Below are 21,643 nucleotides of genomic sequence, written 5' to 3' on the forward strand. Positions count from 1 at the left end.
GACGCCTTAACTTTAACTACAGGAGCGGGCATTCCTCCCAAACCTAAAGGATGGGGTCTCCTGCCCGAAGATTAGATGATTGTGAAAATGACCGATTCATAGTTTGAAAGGAGAAACGCATGAGACAAACTGTCGCTGTTAAAGGGGCGCGAGAAAACAATCTACAAAACATTGAACTTGAGATTCCACGAGACCAACTCGTCGTCGTTACGGGTATCAGCGGTTCGGGTAAATCTTCATTGGCATTTGATACTGTTTATGCGGAAGGACAGCGCCGATTCCTCGAATCGATGTCCACGTACGCCAAACGCTTTATTACACAACTCAAAAAACCAGATGTTGATTTCATTGACGGTTTGTCCCCCGTTGTTTCTATTGAACAGAAAACAATCACGATGAACCCGCGCTCCACTGTCGGAACGATGACCGATTTGCAGGACTATCTCCGTATGCTCTTTGCAACGATAGGTGTCTCGCATTGTCCGTATTGTGAAATTGAGATTCCCACCCGTACGCACCATCAGATCTTGGAGCGGATGCTCTCAATGCCAGAAGACACTGAAGTTGAAATTCATGTCCCGGTCTTCAAAATCTACGGCGAAGATTACGACTACCTCTTCGACGACATCCGGACGAAAGGGTGTAGGCACGTCAAAATTGATGGCATTGAACACGACATCAGCGAGGAAATTGAACTTGATCCAGACCAAGAATATGACCTCCAAGTGATTGTTGACAAATTCTTTGTTAAAAAGGATATTGATAAACAGGTGCTTGCCTCTCTTGAACACGCGATGCTCGTAGGGGAGGGCTTTATGCGATTTGATGTTCAGTTTCCAGAGGATGCCGAGGCGGACGCAATAGAGCGGTTAGAAGGTTTCGGATGTCCAAAGCACGGCATAATCATGGCTGAACTCGGACCGCATCACTTTACCTTTAACGAACCGACCGGGGCATGTGTAACCTGCTCAGGGCTTGGCACCTACTTACAGGTGCACCCGAATTTGCTTGTCCCCGACAAGACGCGGAGTATCGCCGACGGTGCCTTCGTCCACCAAGCCTTCAACTATGATCCCGATAGATGGGATGGCAGAACTATGTTCAGTCTCGCTGCACACTACGGTTTTGACTTGGACACGGCCTTTGCCGATCTACCAGAAGAAGTTGTTGATGTCCTCTATCACGGCACACACGGCGAAGAATTTCCGATCCGACAACCAGAAGGGGCAAGACCTGTTGAGAAACGTCATCTCGGTCGAAAAATCCGGTTTGATGGTATCATTACCCGGATTGATAGACACTATCGCCGTTATCGGAAACAGGGTGAGGCGCACTCCGGCATGGAAGAATATCTCCGAAAAGTGATGGTAGAACGTACCTGCCCCGATTGCAACGGTGCAAAACTGAAACGACAGCGGCTGCTTGTCACTATTGACGGTCAAACCATCCACAAAGTTGGCGAACTGCATTTTGAGGAATTGCGAGATTTCCTGTTAACTATCACAGATATTCCCGAAAAACAGCGTGAAGCCGGCAATCGCGTCATTAATGAACTTGTGACGCGGATTAACCTCCTCCTCGGCATCGGACTCGATTATCTGAATCTGAATCGCCGTTCCGCAACACTCTCCGGCGGTGAATCCCAACGTATCCGTCTCTCTACGCAGATCGGTTCAGGGTTAATGGGTATGCTCTATGTCCTTGATGAACCGAGTATCGGTCTCCATCCGAAAGATAACGCCAAGATGATAGAAACGCTACGAAAATTACGGGACATCGGCAACACCGTTATCGTCGTTGAACACGATGAAAGCACAATTCGCGCCGCAGATCATATCATTGAGCTCGGACCAGGACCGGGGGTCCACGGTGGGAAGGTCGTCGTTCAAGGTGAACTTGAAACGATTCTTGACTGCACCGAATCTTTAACGGGCCTCTATTTGAGTGGAAGACGAGAGATCCCACTACCAAAGCAACGCCGGAGCTTAAACGGTAAATTCCTAAGTGTTATCGGTGCCAGAGAAAATAATCTCAGAAGCATTGATGTAGATATACCGGTTGGCGTGTTTATCTGCATTACGGGTGCTTCGGGTTCCGGTAAGAGTACCCTCGTCAACGAGATTCTCTACAAGAGGCTGCACTCTATCTATCATGACAGTCGGACGCTTTACGGGGCACACGATGAACTCGAAGGACACGAACACGTCAGTGATGTGATTAACATTGATCAATCACCGATTGGGCGTTCCGCGCGTTCTAATCCTGCCACATACATCAAGTTTTACGATAATATCCGCAAACTCTTTGCCAGCACACCACTCTCGCTCTCAAGAGGTTATACTGCCTCACGGTTCAGTTTCAATGTCAAAGGCGGGCGCTGTGAAGAGTGCCACGGTGAAGGCACGATCACCACGCAGCTGCACTTTATGCCAGATGTTGAGGTCGTCTGTCCGACTTGTAAAGGGGCACGCTATAATGAAGATACGCTTGACGTTACTTATAACGGCAAGAATATCTCTGAGATCCTTAATATGTCAATTGAGGAAGGCGTTGATTTTTTCGCCGATCAGCGATTGATTCACCACAAACTCAACGTCCTCAACCAACTCGGTATGGGGTACCTCCAGATCGGACACCCTGCGACGATCCTCTCCGGTGGTGAAGCGCAACGGGTAAAGTTAGCGAGCGAACTCGGCAAACTCAAGCGAGGCAAACATAACCTATATATCTTAGATGAACCCACCACAGGACTTCATATCGCAGATGTCCAGAGACTCTTGGACAGTCTCAATCGTCTCGTTGATAACGGACATACGGTGCTTGTGATTGAGCATCATCTGGATGTCATCAAAACCGCCGATTATGTCATCGACCTCGGTCCTGAGGGCGGACATAAAGGTGGCGAGGTGTTAGCACACGGCACGCCTGAAGAGATTGCAGCAGTCGAAGTCTCCTTCACGGGACAATTTTTGAAGGAATATCTTGTCTGACATAGGCGTAATCTTTATGAGGCGAAGAGATAGGTTGTTGTCAAGAGCGAGAAATAGTCCGAATAGTTTACACTTTCGTGAGTTTGAAACTTTGCTTTCTCAATGTGGATGGACCTTTGACCATCAGACGGGTAGCCATCGTATCTGGTATTCCCCTGTCGGTTACCGTCTGCCTATTCAGTCTAAAAAAGGACAGGCAAAAGGCTATCAGGTTAAAGAATTTCTCAGGCAATACGACCAGGAGACGTAAAATGAATAAAGATGTATTTGACGGATTCAATATCAACATATTTCTTGACGAAGACGGTGATTATTTAGCACATTTTGTTGAGATGCCCAATATATCGGCATTTTCGGATACACCAGAGGGGGCATTGAGGGAACTCGCGATTGCTTGGAAAGGGGTTAAAGAGAGTTATCAAAAACATCACGAACCTGTCCCAAAAGCACCTGCTCGGCAAGAGCATGAGACACCCGTCAATATCCCTGTTGATCCGCAGCTTTATCGCGCCTTGGCACGCGAAGCCTCGAAATCAGGAATGAGTCTCTACGCTTTCGTGACGCAAAGATTGAAGTCAACTGTTTCCTCCGTTCAAGAACCATTGGAAGGATAAAGCAATTCATATCCTATTGTTGATAATGAGCATACTGTCCTTGTGATTGAGCATCATCTGGATGTCATCAAAACTGCCGATTATGTCATCGACCTCGGTCCTGAGGGCGGACATAAAGGTGGCGAGGTGTTAGCACACGGCACCCCTGAAGAGATTGCAGCAGTCAAAGCCTCCTTCACCGGACAATTCTTGAAGGAATATCTTATCTGAAATTGGTCTGATCTTTATGAGGGGAAAGATAGGTTATTGTCAAAAGCGAGAAATAGACCGAATAATTTACACTTTCGTGAATAGGGCTTACGCACTTTCCCGGTAGGTTCGGAATGTAATACAAGGAATGGATTTAGTCTATTCCCAGACTAAATCCCCCAACCGAACCGGATTTTACACAAAAACCTTGAAGACTTCAAAACCTTCTTGAATCCCGTAGGGTTTATTTGCTTGGGTGTTTCTTTAAGTATCTTTGTAGAAAAACGCTACCTCACAGAACTAAGCCCCGTAGGGGCGGCATCTACTAAAACGCTTAAGATGGTTGCGATTTTCCTAACATCTCCGAGAGGAGACTTCGATCCCCGCCACCTCTAAAGGAAATTATCATGAATCGTTTGCGAAATGACTGCGAAATGACAACGACCGGTAGCTTTATTTTTTACAAGGCATTACGAAATACTTAATGAATGAGGTATCGCTGTTTCAAAAGCAGCGGCACCTTTGCCTTTTTATCTCTCCTTTTTACATCAGTAAACCAGATGCTGCTGAAATTTTTTCCCTTGCAAAATTAATCCCAAATTGTGTATACTTTATAGCATGAAATTAGAGTACTGTACCGGCTGTTTGTAAGTCTGTTACGGTGCCCCGGTGTGTCCCTCTTTAAATACTGCAAGACAAGGGGTAGAACTTGACCGATACGCTTTTAAATTCCTTAAATGATGTCCAGCGCGAAGCAGTCCAGCATACCGATGGACCGCTTCTCATTTTGTCTGGTGCGGGCAGCGGCAAAACGCGCGTCATCACACACCGCATCGCTCACCTCATTAAACACCACAAAGTTTCCCCCTTCCGCATTCTCGCTGTAACCTTTACAAACAAGGCCGCAAACGAGATGAAGGAGCGGTTAGATGCGCTCGTAGAAGGCGGTGTGAGCCGAGAGCTCTGGGTGTCGACTTTCCATGCGACCTGTGCGCGTATCCTGCGTCGGGATATTGAGAAGTTAGGCGAGAGCTCTGGGGCTGAAAGCATATCCCGATCCAAAAAACGTGCTTACACCCGCGATTTTACCATCTTTGATACAGGTGAACAGGCCACGCTTGTCAAAGATGTGCTCAAGCAGCTCAACTATAGCGATAAGGATTACAACCCGCGCGCGATCCTCAGCCTCATTAGTCGTGCCAAGAATGAATCCATTTCGCCGCGGAGGTATCAGGGAATTGCTGATGGCTATTTTGAGAGAGTTGTTGCCGAAGTCTATCCACTTTATCAAGATGCGCTGCGGCTGAACAACTCCCTTGATTTTGATGACCTACTGCTTTTCACGGTAGAACTCCTTGATAAAAAAAACGAGGTCTGCAAATTTTATCAGAACAAATTTGAGTATATCCTCGTTGATGAGTATCAAGATACCAATCGCTGTCAATATGAACTGGTGCGCTTGTTAACTGGCACGAAACAGAATATCTGTGTCGTTGGGGACGACGACCAATCTATTTATGCCTTTCGCGGTGCCGACATCAGGAATATCCTCGATTTTGAGCAGGATTACCCGAACACCCATGTCCTTCGTTTGGAGCAGAATTACCGTTCCACGCAAAACATCTTGGACGCGGCGTGGAGCGTTGTACAAAACAATAAAGCACGAAAACCGAAAAAACTCTGGACTGAACAGGAAGATGGTGAATTGATTACCTGTTACGAGGCGATGGACGAAAGTGACGAGGCGGGTTACGTCGGCACACAAATTGAGGATTGGCACGCGGAAGGCGTAGACTACAAAGATTTTGCTATCTTTTATCGAACCAACGCACAATCCCGAATTTTTGAGGAGGCATTCCGAGCGGCAAACATCCCGTATCAGATTGTCGGGGGTGTCGGTTTCTATGATCGGATGGAGATCAAGGATCTACTTGCTTACCTCCGCGTGATGTGCAATCCCAACGATTCCATGAGTCTCCGACGTATTATCAATGTGCCAAGTCGCGGCATCGGTGCGACAACCCTTGATCGACTCATCAATTTTGCTGCGGCAGAAGATATTACGCTCTTTGAGGCTGTCCAACGTGTCGATGAAATCACCACGATTAACCGTGGCCTCCAGTCAAAGGTGGAACGTTTCGCTAAAATTTTTGATGAATTCGATGCTGCTGTGCTGCCTGCCGATGCTCTTGATTATGTGTTGAAAGTAACCGGCTATCTCAAAAATTTGGAGGCACAGGATACCATTGAGGCGCAGAATCGCGTCGAAAACATTGAGGAACTCATTAACGCCGTCATCGAATATGAGCAGAACGAACCGGAACCGAGCCTTTCGGATTATTTAGAGAACGTGGCACTCATCGCCGATATAGATACGATGGATACCGATAGCACCGATCTGGTGACGTTGATGACCTTACACAGTGCAAAAGGTTTGGAATTCCCATTCGTTTTTATCGTTGGTACGGAAGAAAAGTATCTACCGCATGGACGTTCCGTTGATGAGGGAACGGAGGCAGCAATAGAGGAAGAACGCCGCCTCTGTTATGTCGGCATCACGCGCGCGATGGAGCAGCTGTATCTCTCGCACGCCAGATCGCGGAGAACTTTTCGAGAAACAGAATATCGCACACCATCTCGCTTCATCTCTGAAATTCCAGAACATCTTATCAAGCATGTTGATCGCTACCGCTCTCCATTTCACGAATCGGTAGGCTTGTATGAAGAAGTATCTGAGGATGCAGATGATTACTGCGTTGACCAGATTGTTCATCACCCGCAATTCGGAAGGGGTAAGATAACAAAAATCAGTGGTGCAGGGCAGGATGTTTATATCACCGTTCGGTTTAGCCGTGCTGGCATGACAAGGCGATTCGCCGCTTCGCTTGCGCCGCTGACAATGTCTGATTAATAAGGAGACGCATTACGAAAAATGGCAACGATTACTACGGAAGGCGTACGCCATGTTGCAAACTTGGCGCGCCTCGAATTTAACGATGAAGAGACAGAGCACTTTACCGAGCAGCTCGCCCGGATTCTGGAGTATATCGGGAAGTTGAATGAACTCGAAACAGATGATGTACCGCCGACATCGCACATCCATCCGCACCAGGTTTTCATTATGGGCTCGCAAGACGGTGCAGCGCATGTCGCCAAACCAGATGTCGTCAAACCTTCCTATCCGCGCGAAGAAGTCCTTGTTAACGCGCCTGAACCTGAAGAAGGATACTTCGGCGTTCCCAGAGTAGTTGATAGGGATTCTTAATCAAAACCCAGGCAACGCGCCGAACCGCAAGGAAAATTAAAAAAGTTACAAAGAACGATAGTCCGTAATGAAATGGAGGACGGGTTACGTAAAGGCGGTTGAAGTCACCAACCGACCTGACCGAACCGCAAGGAAAGTTAAAAATGCTTTATGAATTGACGGCGCATGCCTTGCACGAGAAACTCAAGAATCGGGAAATCACCGCTGTAGAGTTAGCGGAATCTGTCTATGCGCGTATTGATGCTGTGGAGTCGCATGTCAAAGGTTATTTGACACTAACGAAAGACTTGGCTTTGGAACAGGCGAGTCATGCCGATGCCGGATTTCAAAAAGGCGACGAGATGCCGCCGCTCGCGGGTATCCCGATCGCGATTAAAGATGTGATATGCACCAAAGGTGTCCGGACAACCTGCGGTTCTAAAATCCTTGAAAACTTTGTGCCGCCCTACGATGCAACTGTCATGACAAAACTCCACACGCAGGGAGTTGTTATGGTCGGCAAAACGAACATGGACGAGTTCGCGATGGGCTCTTCTACTGAAAACTCGGCATATCAGATAACGCATAACCCGTGGAATCTGGACACCATCCCTGGCGGTTCAAGTGGCGGTTCTGCCGCAGTTGTATCCGCGGATACCGCGGTCTGTTCACTCGGTTCTGACACTGGCGGTTCGATCCGCCAACCCGCAGCACTCTGTGGGGTCGTCGGAATGAAACCGACGTATGGACGTGTCTCCCGTTATGGACTTGTCGCTTTCGCTTCTTCACTTGATCAGATCGGTCCCTTTACCAAAGATGTCACCGATTGCGCCTTGTTACTCAACGCCATCTGTGGCAGCGACGCCATGGATGCAACCTCTGTTGATGTACCTGTGCCGGATTTTACGCAGAGTCTCATCAACGACGTGAGTGGCTTAAAAATCGGTGTCCCGAAAGAGTATTTCACACCCGCATTAGACACAGAAATTGCGGATAGCATCCAGCGTGCTATTGCTGTTCTTGAAGGTCTCGGAGCGACTGTTGAGGAAATATCGTTGCCACATACGGAGTATGCCATTGCCACGTATTACATCATTGCTCCCGCTGAAGCGAGTGCAAATCTCGCGAGATACGACGGTGTCCGCTATGGATACCGGAACGCTGACCCGGAAGACCTAATCACAATGTACAAGAAAACACGAAGTGAGGGGTTCGGTGAAGAAGTGAAACGTCGGATCATGCTCGGCACCTTCGCGCTGAGCGCAGGTTATCAAGATGCCTATTATAAGAAAGCACAGAAGGCGCGGACACTGATCAAATCTGATTTTGATGCCGCGTTTGAGAAAGTTGACGTTATCGCAACACCGACCTCACCTACACCGGCGTTCAAAATAGGAGAGCGGACCGCAGATCCGTTGCAGATGTATCTTTCCGATGTGATGACAACCCCTGCAAGTCACGCTGGGTTACCGGGTATCTCGCTGCCGTGTGGTTTTGTCCAAAGTGGGCTGCCGGTCGGATTGCAACTGCTCAGCGCGCCTTTTGCAGAAGATAAAGTACTGCGTGTCGCTTATACTTTTGAACAGAATACCGAACACCATCGGCAGAAACCACAAATCCAAACCAATGGAGCTGTTTGAAATGAACACTGTGATAGTCCCGTTTGGCGGACTCCTTGGGGCGATGTTTGGTGGCGTGCTTTGGGCAAAATATATCCAGTGGACAGGACACACTGCGGGCTTCATTGCCATCGGGATCGGTGTCTTAACGGGAGCAGGGATGCTCCTGACGAGCACCCGAGGTCTACCACAAGACGCGCCGTTAACAGCAAGTTTCGGCTTGCAAGCTGCGCCGAAAACGACATGGCGTGTCGTCGGTATGGGGGCTGCAGTTTTCGCCATACTCGGTATCTTTATTGGCAAGTATCTGGATGTCCAGTGGAATGCGGTCGCGCAAATCGCCGAGCAGCTCCGTCAGGAGAATAATATATCATTGGAACAAGCGATGCCTATTGCGACAACACTTTTCAAGGGACAGTCTGTTTGGGAATTGATGCAGACACGGATGAGTTGGTTTGACCTGTTTTACGGTGCAGTCGCGGCCTTCGTCGCTTTTCGCATTCCAAATATTCAACGATTACGGAACCTTTTTTATTAACTCGGACTTACATAGATTCTATGGCGCTGCAGCTCAAATTCCAATCGTGCCTTTTCAGCGCGGATCGGAACATGCCTGCAGGAGGGAGAAAAAATGAAACTGCTACTCATACGTTCTGGCTTGCCAACTTCAACCAAAATCTCTTTTCTCATCTTATTATCTGTATTTCTGGTCTGCATGTCACTGCCACTCGGTTGGAGTTCGGAAGATACCGGAAAAACAGTTGATGATAAAATTTTGGAGAGCCTCGCTCTCTTTTCAGATGTTTTGGCTTATGTCCAACAGTTACATCTTGATACGCCCGACAGTAAAGAGATCATAGAAGGGGCGATCAAGGGAATGCTTCGCGAATTAGACCCATACAGTCAATTTATCCCGGATTACCTTGAATTTCAGACCCAGAACCAAGGTAAGTACGGCGGACTCGGTATGGTCATCGGTGTTCGAGAAGATATGTTGACCGTGGTTACGCCCTTTAAAAATAATCCGGCTGCGCTGGCTGGCGTTCAAAACGGGGACATTATCAGTCACATTGAAGGTGAATCTACAGCACCACTATCCTTGAGCGATGCTGTAGATCAGCTCCGCGGTGAACCCGGTACCTCTGTTTCTATTACAATTGTGCGTGAGAACGAAAGCCGTCCGATTGAACTTACGATTACCCGTGATGTCATCCGGATCCCGAGTGTTGAACACGATATTATCGGAGATAAAATCGGCTACATCAAAATTAATCAGTTTCTTCAGACAACAGCAAATGATGTTGATGAGGCACTTGCTGAGTTCAAGGCACAGCGTACCCGTGGCGTTATTCTTGACCTCCGCTCAAATCCGGGGGGGTTACTCTCTTCGGCTGTGAATATCGCGAGCGATTTCCTGACACCCGGTCAACTCGTTGTTTACAGTAAAGGACTGGAGTCCCGTGAGGATTTCCGAGCGGAAGGGATAAAAAGAGAAAACTTTCCACTAATTGTGCTTGTTAATGGTGGCAGCGCGAGTGCTTCTGAAATCGTTGCGGGTGCCGTAAAAGATCATGGGCGCGGGCTTGTCATGGGCGATAAGACCTTCGGCAAGGCATCTGTCCAACGCGTGTTCCAGTTGCGTAATTCAAAAGCTGCCGTGAAATTAACCGTTGCACGTTACTATACACCGAACGACGTTGATATTGACAACGTCGGTATCATCCCGGATGTCGAGTCGGCATCGTTTAGTCGATCTGAAATACAGATGCAGTCGAAACTCAGAGATCACGAGAAGCTTAAAACCTTCATAGAAGAGAATGGCGACGATGTGTTAGAGAAACTCGCCGCTGCTGAACATGCCGCTCGTGATGATCTGAAAGCCGAAAAATTTCTACGGAGTTACCAACGCTTGAGCGATGCGCTTACCGAAGAGCAGATTGTTCTCAGTGATCTCGGTGTTAAATACGCGCTTGCTTTGATCACGGAAACATCCCGTGATGAACTGATGCACGATCCGCAGATCGTCGCCGCTATGAATCAGTTAAAGGTACTTGAGCTCTTCGGGAACCTAAACTAATGCCAAAATTAATGGAGATAAGCTGATGCCTGAAGTCCAAACACCGCTATCAAACTATATTGATAGCACGTGGCAAAAATCAGCGACGGATGAACTGATTGATGTTACGAATCCAGCAACTGGGGAAGTCCTTGCCCAAGTCCCACTTTCACCTGCTGAGGAAGTGCATCAAGCCGCCACTGCTGCCGCCGCTGCGCTCCACGAATGGCGACGTACCCCACCCGTCCAACGCATTCAATACCTCTTTGCCTTAAAAAATCTCTTGGAAGAAAATATTGACGACATCGCGAGAACGATTACCTTGGAGTGTGGGAAGACGCTTGACGAGGCAAAGGGTGAAATGCGACGCGCCATTGAAAACGTTGAGGTGGCGTGCGGGATCCCGACGCTCATGCAAGGCACGAACTTAGAGGATATCGCCACCGGTATTGATGAATTTATGATTCGTCAACCTGTTGGCGTATGTGCTGCAATCGCGCCTTTTAACTTTCCCGGAATGATTACCTTCTGGTTTTTACCGTATGCAATCGCTTGTGGTAACACCTACATCGTCAAACCCTCCGAAAAAGTACCGCTCACCATGCAAAAGGTGTTCCAACTGCTTGAGCAAACAGGGCTGCCGAAAGGTGTGGTTAACCTCGTTAATGGTGGACGCGAGACGGTAGATGCCATCTTGACACATCCGGATATCCGCGGCATAAGTTTTGTCGGTGCCACTGAGACTGCAAAAGCCATCTATGCGAAAGCCGCCGCTAACGGGAAACGCGTCCAGTGTCAAGGCGGCGCGAAAAATCCGCTAATTATTCTTCCTGATGCTGAGCCGCAGTTCACTGTCAACGCGACAACGGAGAGCGCGTTTGGGTGTGCTGGTCAGCGGTGTCTCGCTGCATCCCTCGCACTGACTGTCGGGGGCGCACGCAATTGGTTTACAGAAGCCATCGCTGACACTGCTACGGATCGAGTTGTCGGAAACGGATTGGAGGAAGGGGTTGAAATGGGACCTGTCATCACTGCCGAAAGCAGAAAGCGAATTGAGGGACTCATTCAGGCAGGCACAGATGAAGGCGCGCAGATCCTCGTTGATGGTAGGTATCCGAGCATCTCCGGTGGTGAAAACGGTAATTTCATCCGTCCGACGATCCTCAACGGGCTTAACCCGGAAGGCGAGATCGCGAAGACGGAAATCTTCGGACCCGTTTTAGGGCTTATCCATGTTGAAACGATTGACGATGCTATCGCGCTTATCAATAGCGGCAGCTACGGCAATATGGCGTGTCTGTTTACGAGTAGCGGCGCGTCTGCCCGGAAGTTCCGCTATGAAGCAGAAATCGGAAATATCGGCATTAATATCGGGGTCGCTGCCCCGATGGCGTTCTTCCCGTTCAGTGGTTGGAAGGATAGTTTCTTTGGAGACCTCCACGGTCAGAGCTGGGATGCTGTAGATTTCTTCACGCAGAAGAAAGTCGTCGTTGAACGCTGGGCGTAACGCCGATTTTCACTGGCATGGTTTACCACGGATGCTTGTATGACGGTGCATTCACAAAACGCTCCATCCCCAATTCCAAATCAATCTCTGTATTCGGCGGCAGTTGGACGCGGAGATACATACCATTGACTGGAACTGTTTGCACCGTCTCACCGGTATTGACGCGTGCTGAAGTGAAGTTATGCTCACCCATCGCACCTGCCTGCATAATAACCTCTCTTGATGTTGTTTTATTAAGATTGACAAGCTGCAACCCCGTTGTATCCGCTGTCAGCTTGGTAACCAATGCCCCGACATCCGGTGGGAGTCCGGGTCGTTTCTGCTGTACGTCAAAGTGCCGCAGCCGTGCCACGAGTAAACCGCCGTTGTAATGCGGCAACGGACCGCCACACGTCAGCTGAACGAGTCCTTCACATGTAACGGGGTTGCGCCGCTGGAAATAGGCATCCCCATAGTTTGCTGGATCTTCATCATCGTTTGCCATGAAGTCGAGCCGTGCCTGAACTTGGGAGATGTTGTGGTTAAGGATTGCTGCTGGGTATTCGGGATATTCACCCCGCATATACGCCAACCACGCACCGTCGTGTCCACCGCTATCCTTGATATGATGCCACGCGTTGATGTCGAATTTCGATCCCGTCTTTTTCGAGATTTTCGCTGCGCGTTCTTGATCCGCTGAAGCCATTGACATTGCCCATAGATGCGCGACATCTGAGGCGTGCATCGGCATGAATTCAAACCAACCGTCTACTTGCAGAGCCGTTCCATCCGCGTTTGTAATCGGGTATTGTAACCACGCCCCCGGGACGTAATTAACCTTACCCGGATCCCCGTACTTCTGTGGGACGTAAAGCAGGTCATCCTTCTCAATACCGCGTTGAATTAAAACATCAATCTGTGAGCGCGGAAAATCGAGATACGCTAAATCTCGCCAGAGCAACATCGCATTCTGCGCAGCGATACCTACCGCTTGCCCAACGCTATGCCATCCATGCGGCCAACTCCATCCGTAGTAAGAGCCGTACCATTTACCGTCTATATGTTCACCAATCTTACCTGAGAGTCCGACATTATCGGGGACGATACCACCATTTTCCGCTGTACGTTCTATCCATGCATCAACATATTCCTGTACCCACGCTTTGTATTTTTCTTCACCAGTCAATAAGTATGCATTGGTAGCAAGGGTCGTAGCAGCGAGGTTGACGATTGTGTCTCCTGCGCCTTGCCGTTCACGGATGCGTTGTCCCATGCGCGTGCGCAGTGCCTCATTTTCCCTGACGGCTTCATGGCTCCTGCCTCCCGGTATATCGTAAAACGGCATGTTGTAGCCGTCCCAGGGCCAATATGGATGTCCAGCAAAAGCCCAGAACGCTGGTCCCTTACTCCCATTCATAGCGCACTTGATAATTTTATGTTCTGCATCATAGTTTTGTGCGTCCGGGTCTTCGTTCATGAAGAACCCAGCAAACCGTTTTGCCCGTTCCAGGTGCTTAGCGTTTGACGGGTCTGCCATGCAGAGCATGTAAAAGAGGTAGTTCCCTTCGCCTTGATGAAACCAGTCATAACCGGGTTGGTATTCTTTCACCACCATCGGGTAACCGTGACCGGAACCATACCGCGCCATATCGTTTGTGATGACATCGAATTCCGTGTCTGCGTCAATCAAGAATTGCGCATCGCCACCGAGGATATAAAAAAGCGGCCAGTTATGGAAACTCTCATAAGCATCATCAAGTCCGTCAATGCTCTGAAAATCTGGATGTGTTGGCCAATACAACGTTCCATCTGGACGTGTGTATCTCTTCAAAACCTGCGGAGCCGCGTCATTGATTTTATTAATCAGTTCACGTTCAAGGACGGCCCACGTTGGTGGTGTCTGGAGTTGTGTCTGTGCTTCAATCGTTGGGAACATCGTCTCTTTGCTCCTAATAGAAGTATGAAGTCTTTAGGTTGCAGTTGGTTGTAGTATATCATATTTTTATGTGTTCGTGAAATTTATGTTTTGCCTATCAGCAGGGCTATTTAGTTTTCGGTTTTTTCGTTCAATTTTAGACCTCCGGGGTCCCCACCCATTACTGGAAAGAGGACAAGGTTGAACGTCTTATCATCGCTCCACTAGCACGCCGGGGTCCCCACCCGTTACTGGAAAGAGGACCCGGTAGGTGCGGTTTCCTAACCGCACCGGATCCTGAAAAAGGACGAGAAACTCCATAATTTCTTAAAACTGAATGGCTCTGTGTCTATCAGAAACAATTTGCGATTTCAACGTGTATTATGGTATAATTGCGTGTAGGTAATTATCCAGCAAATAGGGTTTGGATGTAAATGTGAAAACGGATATGCCATATACATGGTTCCCGGAGACAGAGAATGGACATCTTAGAGGTGACAGATCCTGAGATTTATGAGCTTGGGACTAAAAAACTTACAGAGCAAATGGGTACGACGTATACCACGCAGTTTCTCCAGAAATGCAAACCACGCGACTATGATTACACTGCTGAGCGACATAAATGGCTAGCTGATGACCCGGATATCCTCACGATGGCAAAGCAGATTCAAGAGACAAAAGTGTTGCAAGCAAAGGAAGAACGCGTTAAAGCTGAAAGAATTGCCGCGTGGCGAAGTGGTTTATTAGAACTCACCGATATTGAGGTCTATGAACTCGGGCTTAAAATCCTTGCCGATGACCTTGGTGCTTACGGGTTGTTGCAGTTCATCACGCAGCATTTCAAACAACTCAATAGTGATCAACCTATTGACAAGCCGCAGCCCCAGTCAGATAATGATATTAGTTTGGCACAGACTGAACAGGTGCCAACAACCGAACCACACGATTAGCGGGTGATGGAGAGCCAGACAATGAAACAGAATAAATTTCCACCTGGCTGGAATGAAGAACGCGTGCAGAGCGTCATTGATTATTACGAAAATCAGACCGAAGATGAAGCCGTCGCTGAAGATGAAGCTGCATCGCAGAATGAATTCGGCATGTTGATAGAAGTCCTTGCGGAATTGGGACCCGCGGTTTGCGAGTGGATACTTGCGTCCTTAATTGATAATCAGTGAATAGGAGCACACAGCACATAATGAACGACAAATCCGATTCTCAAAATGAACTCAATAGGGTTTTGGAAAAAATTCAAGAAATAGTTGAAAAATCTGCTGACGGAGACTACATCTATCGCGGTGAACCTGAATGTTATCCTAAAATCTCTTCAAATCTCTATCGCGAGCACCCGCGTCCAGAAGCGGAAGATTTTGAGATAGAGATTTCTCAGGCAAAAATTCTGGAAGAAGTGAAAACATATATCGGCAAGACAGACCCAATTGACGAAACAGACGAAATTGAAATTCTAACTGAACTCCAGCACTTTGGGGGAAAAACTAACCTAATTGACTTTACAGAAGACTATCTCATTGCCTTATTTTTTGCCTGTGATGGTGCCCATGAAAAATCCGGTAGAGTTATTTTGCTCAAAACGGAATCGGTAGATTACGAAATTAAGAAACCTCGGAGGACGATTAATCGTGTTGAATCTCAGAAAAGTATCTTTGTTCAATCACCCAAAGGTTTTATTGAACCCAGCAATCAAATTGTTATCCCAGCAAAGCTTAAAGACCTTTTACTAAACTACCTGCGAAAATATCACAGAATATCAGTTGAAACTGTCTATAACGACCTCCACGGATTTATTAGGCGGAGTGCTTACGCGGAATTTCTTAAAGGTTTATCCTGTCAAACTAGGGTGGATGAAGCTAATACTGAAAAAGAAAAACAAGAACTTTCTGAAGATGCTATTAAACATTATACCGAAGCTTTACGACTCAAGCCAGGATATCCCGAGGCCTATAACAATCGTGGCAATTCTTATCGTTATATCAACGAACATGACCTTGCTATACAAGACTATAATAGGGCTTTACAATTCAAACCAGACCTTGCCCAAGCCTATGTTAATCGCATTATTGTCTATTACCATAAAGCCGAGTACAGTCTAGTTGTTGAAAACTGTACTAAATTAATACAATTGAAACCAGGATCTGCTTGGTCCTACTCTCGACGTGCTGCTGCCTACGAGCAACAAGGGAACTATAACCAAGCAATCAGAGACTATGATCAGGTTTTACAACTGACTCCAGATCACTCTCAAACATATCTCAGACGCGGTTTTGCCTATGATAGCATAGGTAAGCAGGATCTTGCAATCGCTAACTACAGCGAAGCTATAAAACACGACCCAGAGTTTGCTCAGGCATATTGCAGCCGAGGCCTAATTTACTATGATAAAGATGCTCTTGAAAAGGCAATTGCTGACTACAGCGAAGCTATAAAACACGACCCAGAGCTTGCTCAGGCATATTATAATCGCGGTATTGCTTATCGAAAAAAAGGCAAGGATAATATTGCTATCAAGGACTATAACACGGTAATACAACTAAAGCCGGATCTTGCCGAAGTTTATAACGAGCGCGGTGTTGTTTACAGCGAAAATGGCTACGTTGATCTAGCAATGCAAGACTATAATATGGCAATAGAAATTAAGTCGGACTTTGCTGAAGCATATAATAATCGAGGTATTGCTTATTGCAAAAAGGGCGAACATGACGCGGCGATCAGTGACTATAATATGGCGATAGAACTAGATACTGATGATTACTATGCCTATAACAATCGCGGCATCACTTACAATGCAAAAAGTGAACATAATAGAGCTATCCAAGACTACACCATGGCAATAAAATTGAAACCAAACCTCTCCGAAGCTTATACTAATCGTGCTCTATCTTACTTCTGTGTAGGAAAAACTAATTTGGCTATTGAAGACTTTAATAAGAGTATAAAACTAGATCCCAAGTTTGCATTGGCCTACTGCAAACGCGGTGAAGTATGGTTACACCTGAAAGAATGGGAAAGAGTCAGAGCAGACCTAACTTTTGCCAAGAAGAATGGTGTCGATATTATCGCTTCATTTCATAATGACTACGAAAGCGTTGAAGACTTTGAGAAAAGAAATGATGTTCAGTTACCGGAAGACATCAAGGCAATGTTGAGGCAGCGGTGAATCTGAAACCCAAATCTGCCTTTTCTAACAGGGAGTTTGATGAAGTGGTAACTCACAAACCTAAAGATACCGAGTCATATTACAATCGTGGCATCGCTTACTACGAAAAACGTGAGTATGATAAAGCCATCGCAGACTTTAGCGAGGTCATAAAGCGCAACTCCGATCATGCCGATGCCTATTACAATCGCGGCAATGCTTATTGCGATGAGGTTGATTGTGATAAAGCCATCGCAGACTACACCTATCGCGGTGAACGTGAATGTTATTCCAAAGTTTCCTTAAGTCTCTATGGGGAAAATCCAAATCCAGGGGCGGAAGATTTTGATATGGAAATTACTGAACGGACATGGAGAATGCCCAAAGCGCGCCCTCTCGTTGTTCTAAATCTGAAAGGGACATTGTATGGCAAAAACGATTAAAAAGTTCATAATGGAATTCTTTATGAACAATCCGAATGAAGAGTTCAAACCGGGGGACGTTGACAAATGGGTAACAGCACAACGAGAAAAAATAGGAGAGCCCGCCGAAGACGTTAAGAGAGCTCTCAGAGAGCTTGGTTTAAAAGGAAGATTATTTAGACCTCGACGCGGCATCTATATGTATGTCCCAAACCAAGACAACGAGAGAAAATTGCAGGATTTTTCGCCAGCAGTTAAGCAGGATATTCTCAAAAAATACAATTATCGGTGTGCTGTCTGTGGTCAAGGGAAAGAGGACGGTGTTGAAATTGCTGTTGACCACAAGACTCCAAGAGAAAAAGGTGGCACAAATGACATTGAAAACGGGCAAATCCTCTGCACCAGACACAACAACTTGAAGAAAACCTACTCACAGACGGAAGCTGGCAAACGGGTTTTCATAGATATATACAACACCGCAGTGGCAAGTAACGACCAGCCAATGATCGCATTCTGCCAGTCTGTTTTTGACGCGTATGACGAACACCATGTCAACGGACACATAGAGCGTCCTGATAAATAGGAGAAAGGTTCGATTTTCTACTTCTGCCTTCTCGATTTTTCTTTACATACTTTATGTTGGTGTGGTATATTAATTCGGTAGAATACATTAGCACGGTCTTACCTATAGAACCTTCCAACACCTACCTTAGTACATAGGAGATAGATGTGACTTTTACCGACGAACAATTTACAATAATCAATGAGAATGTGCTAACGACACGCGCTATTAAAAAAGACAGCATCGACCTCATCGTTACATCACCACCTTATAACGTTGATATAGAATATAACTCAAATGACGATGACCTTTCTTATGCCGACTATCTTGCTTTTTCTAAGAAATGGTTCACGCGTTGTTTTAGATGGCTTAAGTCTGATGGACGTTTCTGCCTTAATATCCCATTAGATAAAAATAAAGGTGGTCAACAACACGTTGGTGCAGATCTGACGAAACTCGCGACTGCTGTTGGATTTCAGTACCACTCTACCATCGTTTGGAACGAAGGTAACATTTCCAGACGAACTGCTTGGGGATCTTGGATGAGAGCATCCGCTCCCTATGTCATTGCCCCTGTTGAGTTGATTGTTGTCCTTTACAAAGATCAGTGGAAAAAAACAAGCGGAAGCGGTGAATCCGATATAAATCGAGAGGAGTTCATGGAATGGACAAATGGTCTTTGGACTTTCCCCGGTGAGAGTAAAAAACGGATTGGGCACCCCGCGCCTTTTCCAATAGAGCTCCCGCGTCGCTGTATCAAACTCTTTAGTTACGTAGGGGACACAGTCCTTGACCCGTTTATGGGAAGTGGAACGACATTAGTCGCTGCATGTTTAAACGAACGCTATGGTATCGGAATTGAGGTTGATCGGGATTACTGCAAACTCGCAAAAGATCGGATAGGACAAGCTACGGATCAATTACATCTATTTGAAGGAGAGGAAGTATCGCATGGCGAAGACAATTCGTGAACTTGTGATGGAGTATTTCGTCAATCATCCGAACGAAGAGCTTTCTCATGGACCTGTGGTTGATTGGGTGACGGAACAGTATGTCCAAGAACACGGTAGCCCACCGAGGGATCCGTGGCGAACCATTAGACAACTCCATCAGGAGGGGAAACTGATCAAGGTACGGCAGGGCGTTTACAAGTACGACCCGAATTACGAACATGAGGTTGTGTTATTTGAATTTTCTCCGCGGGACAGAGAAGTCATTTTTGAACGTGATGGTCATCGTTGTGTTGTCTGTGGACGCGGACCTAGAGATGGTGTTGCGCTTGCTGCTGACCATATCAAACCCAAAGATAGGGGGGGCACAAATACGATTGGGAACGGTCAAACTCTCTGTTATGAACATAATTTGCGCAAGCGTAACTATTCGCAGACCGAGGCAGGCAAAAGGTATTTTATTAGGATGTACGAGACAGCATTGGAAAATCAAGACGAAAAGATAATAGCGTTTTGCCAGGCGGTTTTTGATGTTTACGATGAGCATAATGTTAACGGCCATATTGATCGTCCTGACTAGAAGAATAATGTGTTTAATGTTTAACATTTTACTTCAATCCAATATAGATAGAACACTTTGGAAAGGAGAATTGAATGAAAAGCCAACTTTACTCGTTACGTCCCCTTAGTATTGGTAGTTTACTAGAGAAATTAGAGTCTAATGAAATTGCTATTCCTGCTATCCAGAGACCTTTTGTCTGGAAAGATCCCAGAGTTTGTGATTTCATAGATTCACTTTACCGTGGTTATCCTATTGGGTATATTATTACCTGGCCGAAATCAGGTGTCACCCTCAAGGATGGTTCTAAATCCATCCGTGAATTCGTTTTGATTGACGGACAGCAACGGACAATGGCTCTGGGGACTGCGTTGCAAGGAAAAAGTATCTTAGACGATAGATATGAACCTAAAAAAGTTCGTATTTCCTTTCATCCTGTTAAGGGTGAATTTAAAGTGTTTAAGAAGGATATTGAAAACGATTCGGAATGGATTTCTGATATTTCTACTATCTTCAATGCTAACACGAGCTACGGATTAATCAATGATTACTGTGAGAAAAATCAAGAGGTTAACAAAGATAAAGTCGCCGAAAGTATAGAACACCTCCAAGGGATTCGTAGCAACCTTTTAGGTGTTATAGAGCTAAGTGAGCATCTGGATGTGGAGACTGTTGCTGAAATTTTTGCTCGCATCAATCAGAAGGGAGTAGCACTTGATTCTGCTGACTTTATTATGTCCAAAATGGCCGCTAGTGAACAGTTTAACGGGCATCTATTGCATAAATCCATTGATTATTTCTGTCATCTTGCAAATAAACGACAAGCATATGATGAATTGTTGAAAGATGATGCATTTGTCCAAACAGATTATTTTCGCGGAATGAAATGGTTAGGGAAGTGGGATAATAAAAAAATCTACGTTCCTGATTACAAAGACATGCTTCGGGTAGTTTTCACAATGAAGTTTGAGCGTGGGAACTTAAAAGAGTTGGTAGATCGTCTTTCGGGGAAAACTATGGAGGAGTCGTTTCATAAACTTGAGGACGGAATTAAGCAGTACATAAATGAAACCAATTTCAAACGTTTCATTATGATATTGGACTCGGCTGGGTTCATAGATGCTTCAATGACTACAGCAACGAATGCGGTGAACTGTGCTTATATTTTGTATTTAACATTACGTGCCAAAAATGTTAACTCTGGGCAAATTGAAAAGTTGGTGCGACGATGGTTTGTTATGACAGTTCTTATAGGGCGATACAGTAGAGCACCACAATCTACTTTCGGTGACGATATCCGTGGGTTCACCTCAAAAGAGGGAGCAGGAGCATATCTTGAAAAAATCGAAGAAGCTGAACTTTCTGACACATTCTGGAAGGTTCAAATTCCAGATGGATTGAACAGGTCAGGAAATAAAAGTGTGCATCTTAATGTGTTTCTGGCAAGCCAAGTCAAGGGAAATGACAAAGGATTTCTATCAAGCGATATTACGGTGCAAGGTCTCTTTAAAGGTCAGAAGGATATGCACCACATTTTTCCGAAGAAGTATTTGCAGAGATTAGATGTTGAAAAGAGCCTTCACAACCAACTTGCGAATAAGGTAGTAATGCAAGGAGAAATCAATAAAGCGATCCGTGATACAGAACCGGTAGTGTACTTTTCAAAGCTGCAAGCAGGATGTGGAAATGGTGAACCTCCGTACGGAGCGGTAGACAATCTTGGGGATCTAAAAGCAAATTTTGATGACCACTGTATTCCCTTTGATGGTGTAGATGTATCTATCTTTAAAGACTACGATGAGTTTCTGAAGAAACGTAGAGAACTTATGGCTGAAAAGATAAAGAGTTACTACTATTCCTTGTAGTATAAGTTCAGAAGATTT

At 46.2% G+C, this 21,643-nt stretch carries 19 protein-coding genes; 18 read left to right on the top strand and 1 reads right to left on the bottom strand.

The window, feature by feature from the left end; translation table 11 throughout:
- Positions 1 to 119 precede the first annotated feature (119 nt).
- From uvrA to OXH00_06365, 10 genes are all read left to right on the top strand, one after another.
- Positions 120 to 2,990, top strand: coding sequence for an excinuclease ABC subunit UvrA (uvrA, locus tag OXH00_06320; GenBank protein MCY3740614.1), 2,871 nt, complete (start codon positions 120 to 122; stop codon positions 2,988 to 2,990).
- Between the two features lie 16 nt (positions 2,991 to 3,006).
- Positions 3,007 to 3,240, top strand: coding sequence for a type II toxin-antitoxin system HicA family toxin (locus tag OXH00_06325; protein ID MCY3740615.1), 234 nt, complete (start codon positions 3,007 to 3,009; stop codon positions 3,238 to 3,240).
- A 1-nt stretch (position 3,241) separates the two neighbouring features.
- Positions 3,242 to 3,604 carry a type II toxin-antitoxin system HicB family antitoxin gene (locus OXH00_06330; protein ID MCY3740616.1) on the top strand — a complete coding sequence of 121 codons (363 nt, stop codon included), beginning with the start codon at positions 3,242 to 3,244 and terminating at the stop codon, positions 3,602 to 3,604.
- A gap of 42 nt (positions 3,605 to 3,646) precedes the next feature.
- The gene (locus OXH00_06335) at positions 3,647 to 3,814 is read left to right on the top strand and encodes a hypothetical protein (protein ID MCY3740617.1); all 168 of its coding nucleotides are present in this window, start codon (positions 3,647 to 3,649) and stop codon (positions 3,812 to 3,814) included.
- 688 nt (positions 3,815 to 4,502) lie between these two features.
- Positions 4,503 to 6,704 (top strand): DNA helicase PcrA, encoded by a 2,202-nt coding sequence (pcrA, locus tag OXH00_06340; protein MCY3740618.1) that lies wholly within the window; start codon positions 4,503 to 4,505, stop codon positions 6,702 to 6,704.
- A 21-nt stretch (positions 6,705 to 6,725) separates the two neighbouring features.
- Complete coding sequence (gatC, locus tag OXH00_06345; protein ID MCY3740619.1) at positions 6,726 to 7,058, top strand: Asp-tRNA(Asn)/Glu-tRNA(Gln) amidotransferase subunit GatC; 333 nt, start codon at positions 6,726 to 6,728, stop codon at positions 7,056 to 7,058.
- Positions 7,059 to 7,201: 143 nt separating this feature from the next.
- Positions 7,202 to 8,677, top strand: coding sequence for an Asp-tRNA(Asn)/Glu-tRNA(Gln) amidotransferase subunit GatA (gatA, locus tag OXH00_06350; protein MCY3740620.1), 1,476 nt, complete (start codon positions 7,202 to 7,204; stop codon positions 8,675 to 8,677).
- A 1-nt stretch (position 8,678) separates the two neighbouring features.
- Positions 8,679 to 9,194, top strand: coding sequence for a hypothetical protein (locus OXH00_06355; GenBank protein ID MCY3740621.1), 516 nt, complete (start codon positions 8,679 to 8,681; stop codon positions 9,192 to 9,194).
- A gap of 93 nt (positions 9,195 to 9,287) precedes the next feature.
- Positions 9,288 to 10,733 carry a S41 family peptidase gene (locus OXH00_06360; GenBank protein ID MCY3740622.1) on the top strand — a complete coding sequence of 482 codons (1,446 nt, stop codon included), beginning with the start codon at positions 9,288 to 9,290 and terminating at the stop codon, positions 10,731 to 10,733.
- Positions 10,734 to 10,758: 25 nt separating this feature from the next.
- Positions 10,759 to 12,219, top strand: coding sequence for a CoA-acylating methylmalonate-semialdehyde dehydrogenase (locus tag OXH00_06365; GenBank protein MCY3740623.1), 1,461 nt, complete (start codon positions 10,759 to 10,761; stop codon positions 12,217 to 12,219).
- Positions 12,220 to 12,241: 22 nt separating this feature from the next.
- Here the strand turns inward: OXH00_06365 and OXH00_06370 are convergent, their stop codons facing one another.
- Entirely contained in the window at positions 12,242 to 14,134 is a 1,893-nt protein-coding gene (locus tag OXH00_06370; GenBank protein MCY3740624.1) for a hypothetical protein, read from the bottom strand.
- A gap of 458 nt (positions 14,135 to 14,592) precedes the next feature.
- Here OXH00_06370 and OXH00_06375 point away from each other — a divergent pair, with 458 nt between their 5' ends.
- From OXH00_06375 to OXH00_06410, 8 genes are all read left to right on the top strand, one after another.
- Positions 14,593 to 15,063 carry a hypothetical protein gene (locus OXH00_06375; GenBank protein MCY3740625.1) on the top strand — a complete coding sequence of 157 codons (471 nt, stop codon included), beginning with the start codon at positions 14,593 to 14,595 and terminating at the stop codon, positions 15,061 to 15,063.
- A 21-nt stretch (positions 15,064 to 15,084) separates the two neighbouring features.
- Complete coding sequence (locus OXH00_06380; protein ID MCY3740626.1) at positions 15,085 to 15,291, top strand: hypothetical protein; 207 nt, start codon at positions 15,085 to 15,087, stop codon at positions 15,289 to 15,291.
- 20 nt (positions 15,292 to 15,311) lie between these two features.
- Entirely contained in the window at positions 15,312 to 17,288 is a 1,977-nt protein-coding gene (locus OXH00_06385; GenBank protein MCY3740627.1) for a tetratricopeptide repeat protein, read from the top strand.
- A 44-nt stretch (positions 17,289 to 17,332) separates the two neighbouring features.
- Positions 17,333 to 17,710 (top strand): tetratricopeptide repeat protein, encoded by a 378-nt coding sequence (locus OXH00_06390; GenBank protein MCY3740628.1) that lies wholly within the window; start codon positions 17,333 to 17,335, stop codon positions 17,708 to 17,710.
- Positions 17,694 to 18,272 (top strand): HNH endonuclease signature motif containing protein, encoded by a 579-nt coding sequence (locus OXH00_06395; protein MCY3740629.1) that lies wholly within the window; start codon positions 17,694 to 17,696, stop codon positions 18,270 to 18,272. The genes OXH00_06390 and OXH00_06395 overlap by 17 nt, the downstream gene beginning before the upstream one ends.
- 146 nt (positions 18,273 to 18,418) lie before the next feature.
- The gene (locus OXH00_06400) at positions 18,419 to 19,222 is read left to right on the top strand and encodes a site-specific DNA-methyltransferase (protein ID MCY3740630.1); all 804 of its coding nucleotides are present in this window, start codon (positions 18,419 to 18,421) and stop codon (positions 19,220 to 19,222) included.
- The gene (locus OXH00_06405) at positions 19,203 to 19,781 is read left to right on the top strand and encodes an HNH endonuclease (protein MCY3740631.1); all 579 of its coding nucleotides are present in this window, start codon (positions 19,203 to 19,205) and stop codon (positions 19,779 to 19,781) included. The genes OXH00_06400 and OXH00_06405 overlap by 20 nt, the downstream gene beginning before the upstream one ends.
- Before the next feature lie 74 nt (positions 19,782 to 19,855).
- The gene (locus tag OXH00_06410; protein MCY3740632.1) at positions 19,856 to 21,625 is read left to right on the top strand and encodes a DUF262 domain-containing protein; all 1,770 of its coding nucleotides are present in this window, start codon (positions 19,856 to 19,858) and stop codon (positions 21,623 to 21,625) included.
- The last annotated feature ends 18 nt before the right edge of the window (positions 21,626 to 21,643 follow it).

It is taken from the genome of Candidatus Poribacteria bacterium (genome assembly GCA_026706025.1).
Lineage (GTDB): Bacteria > Poribacteria > WGA-4E > WGA-4E > WGA-3G > WGA-3G.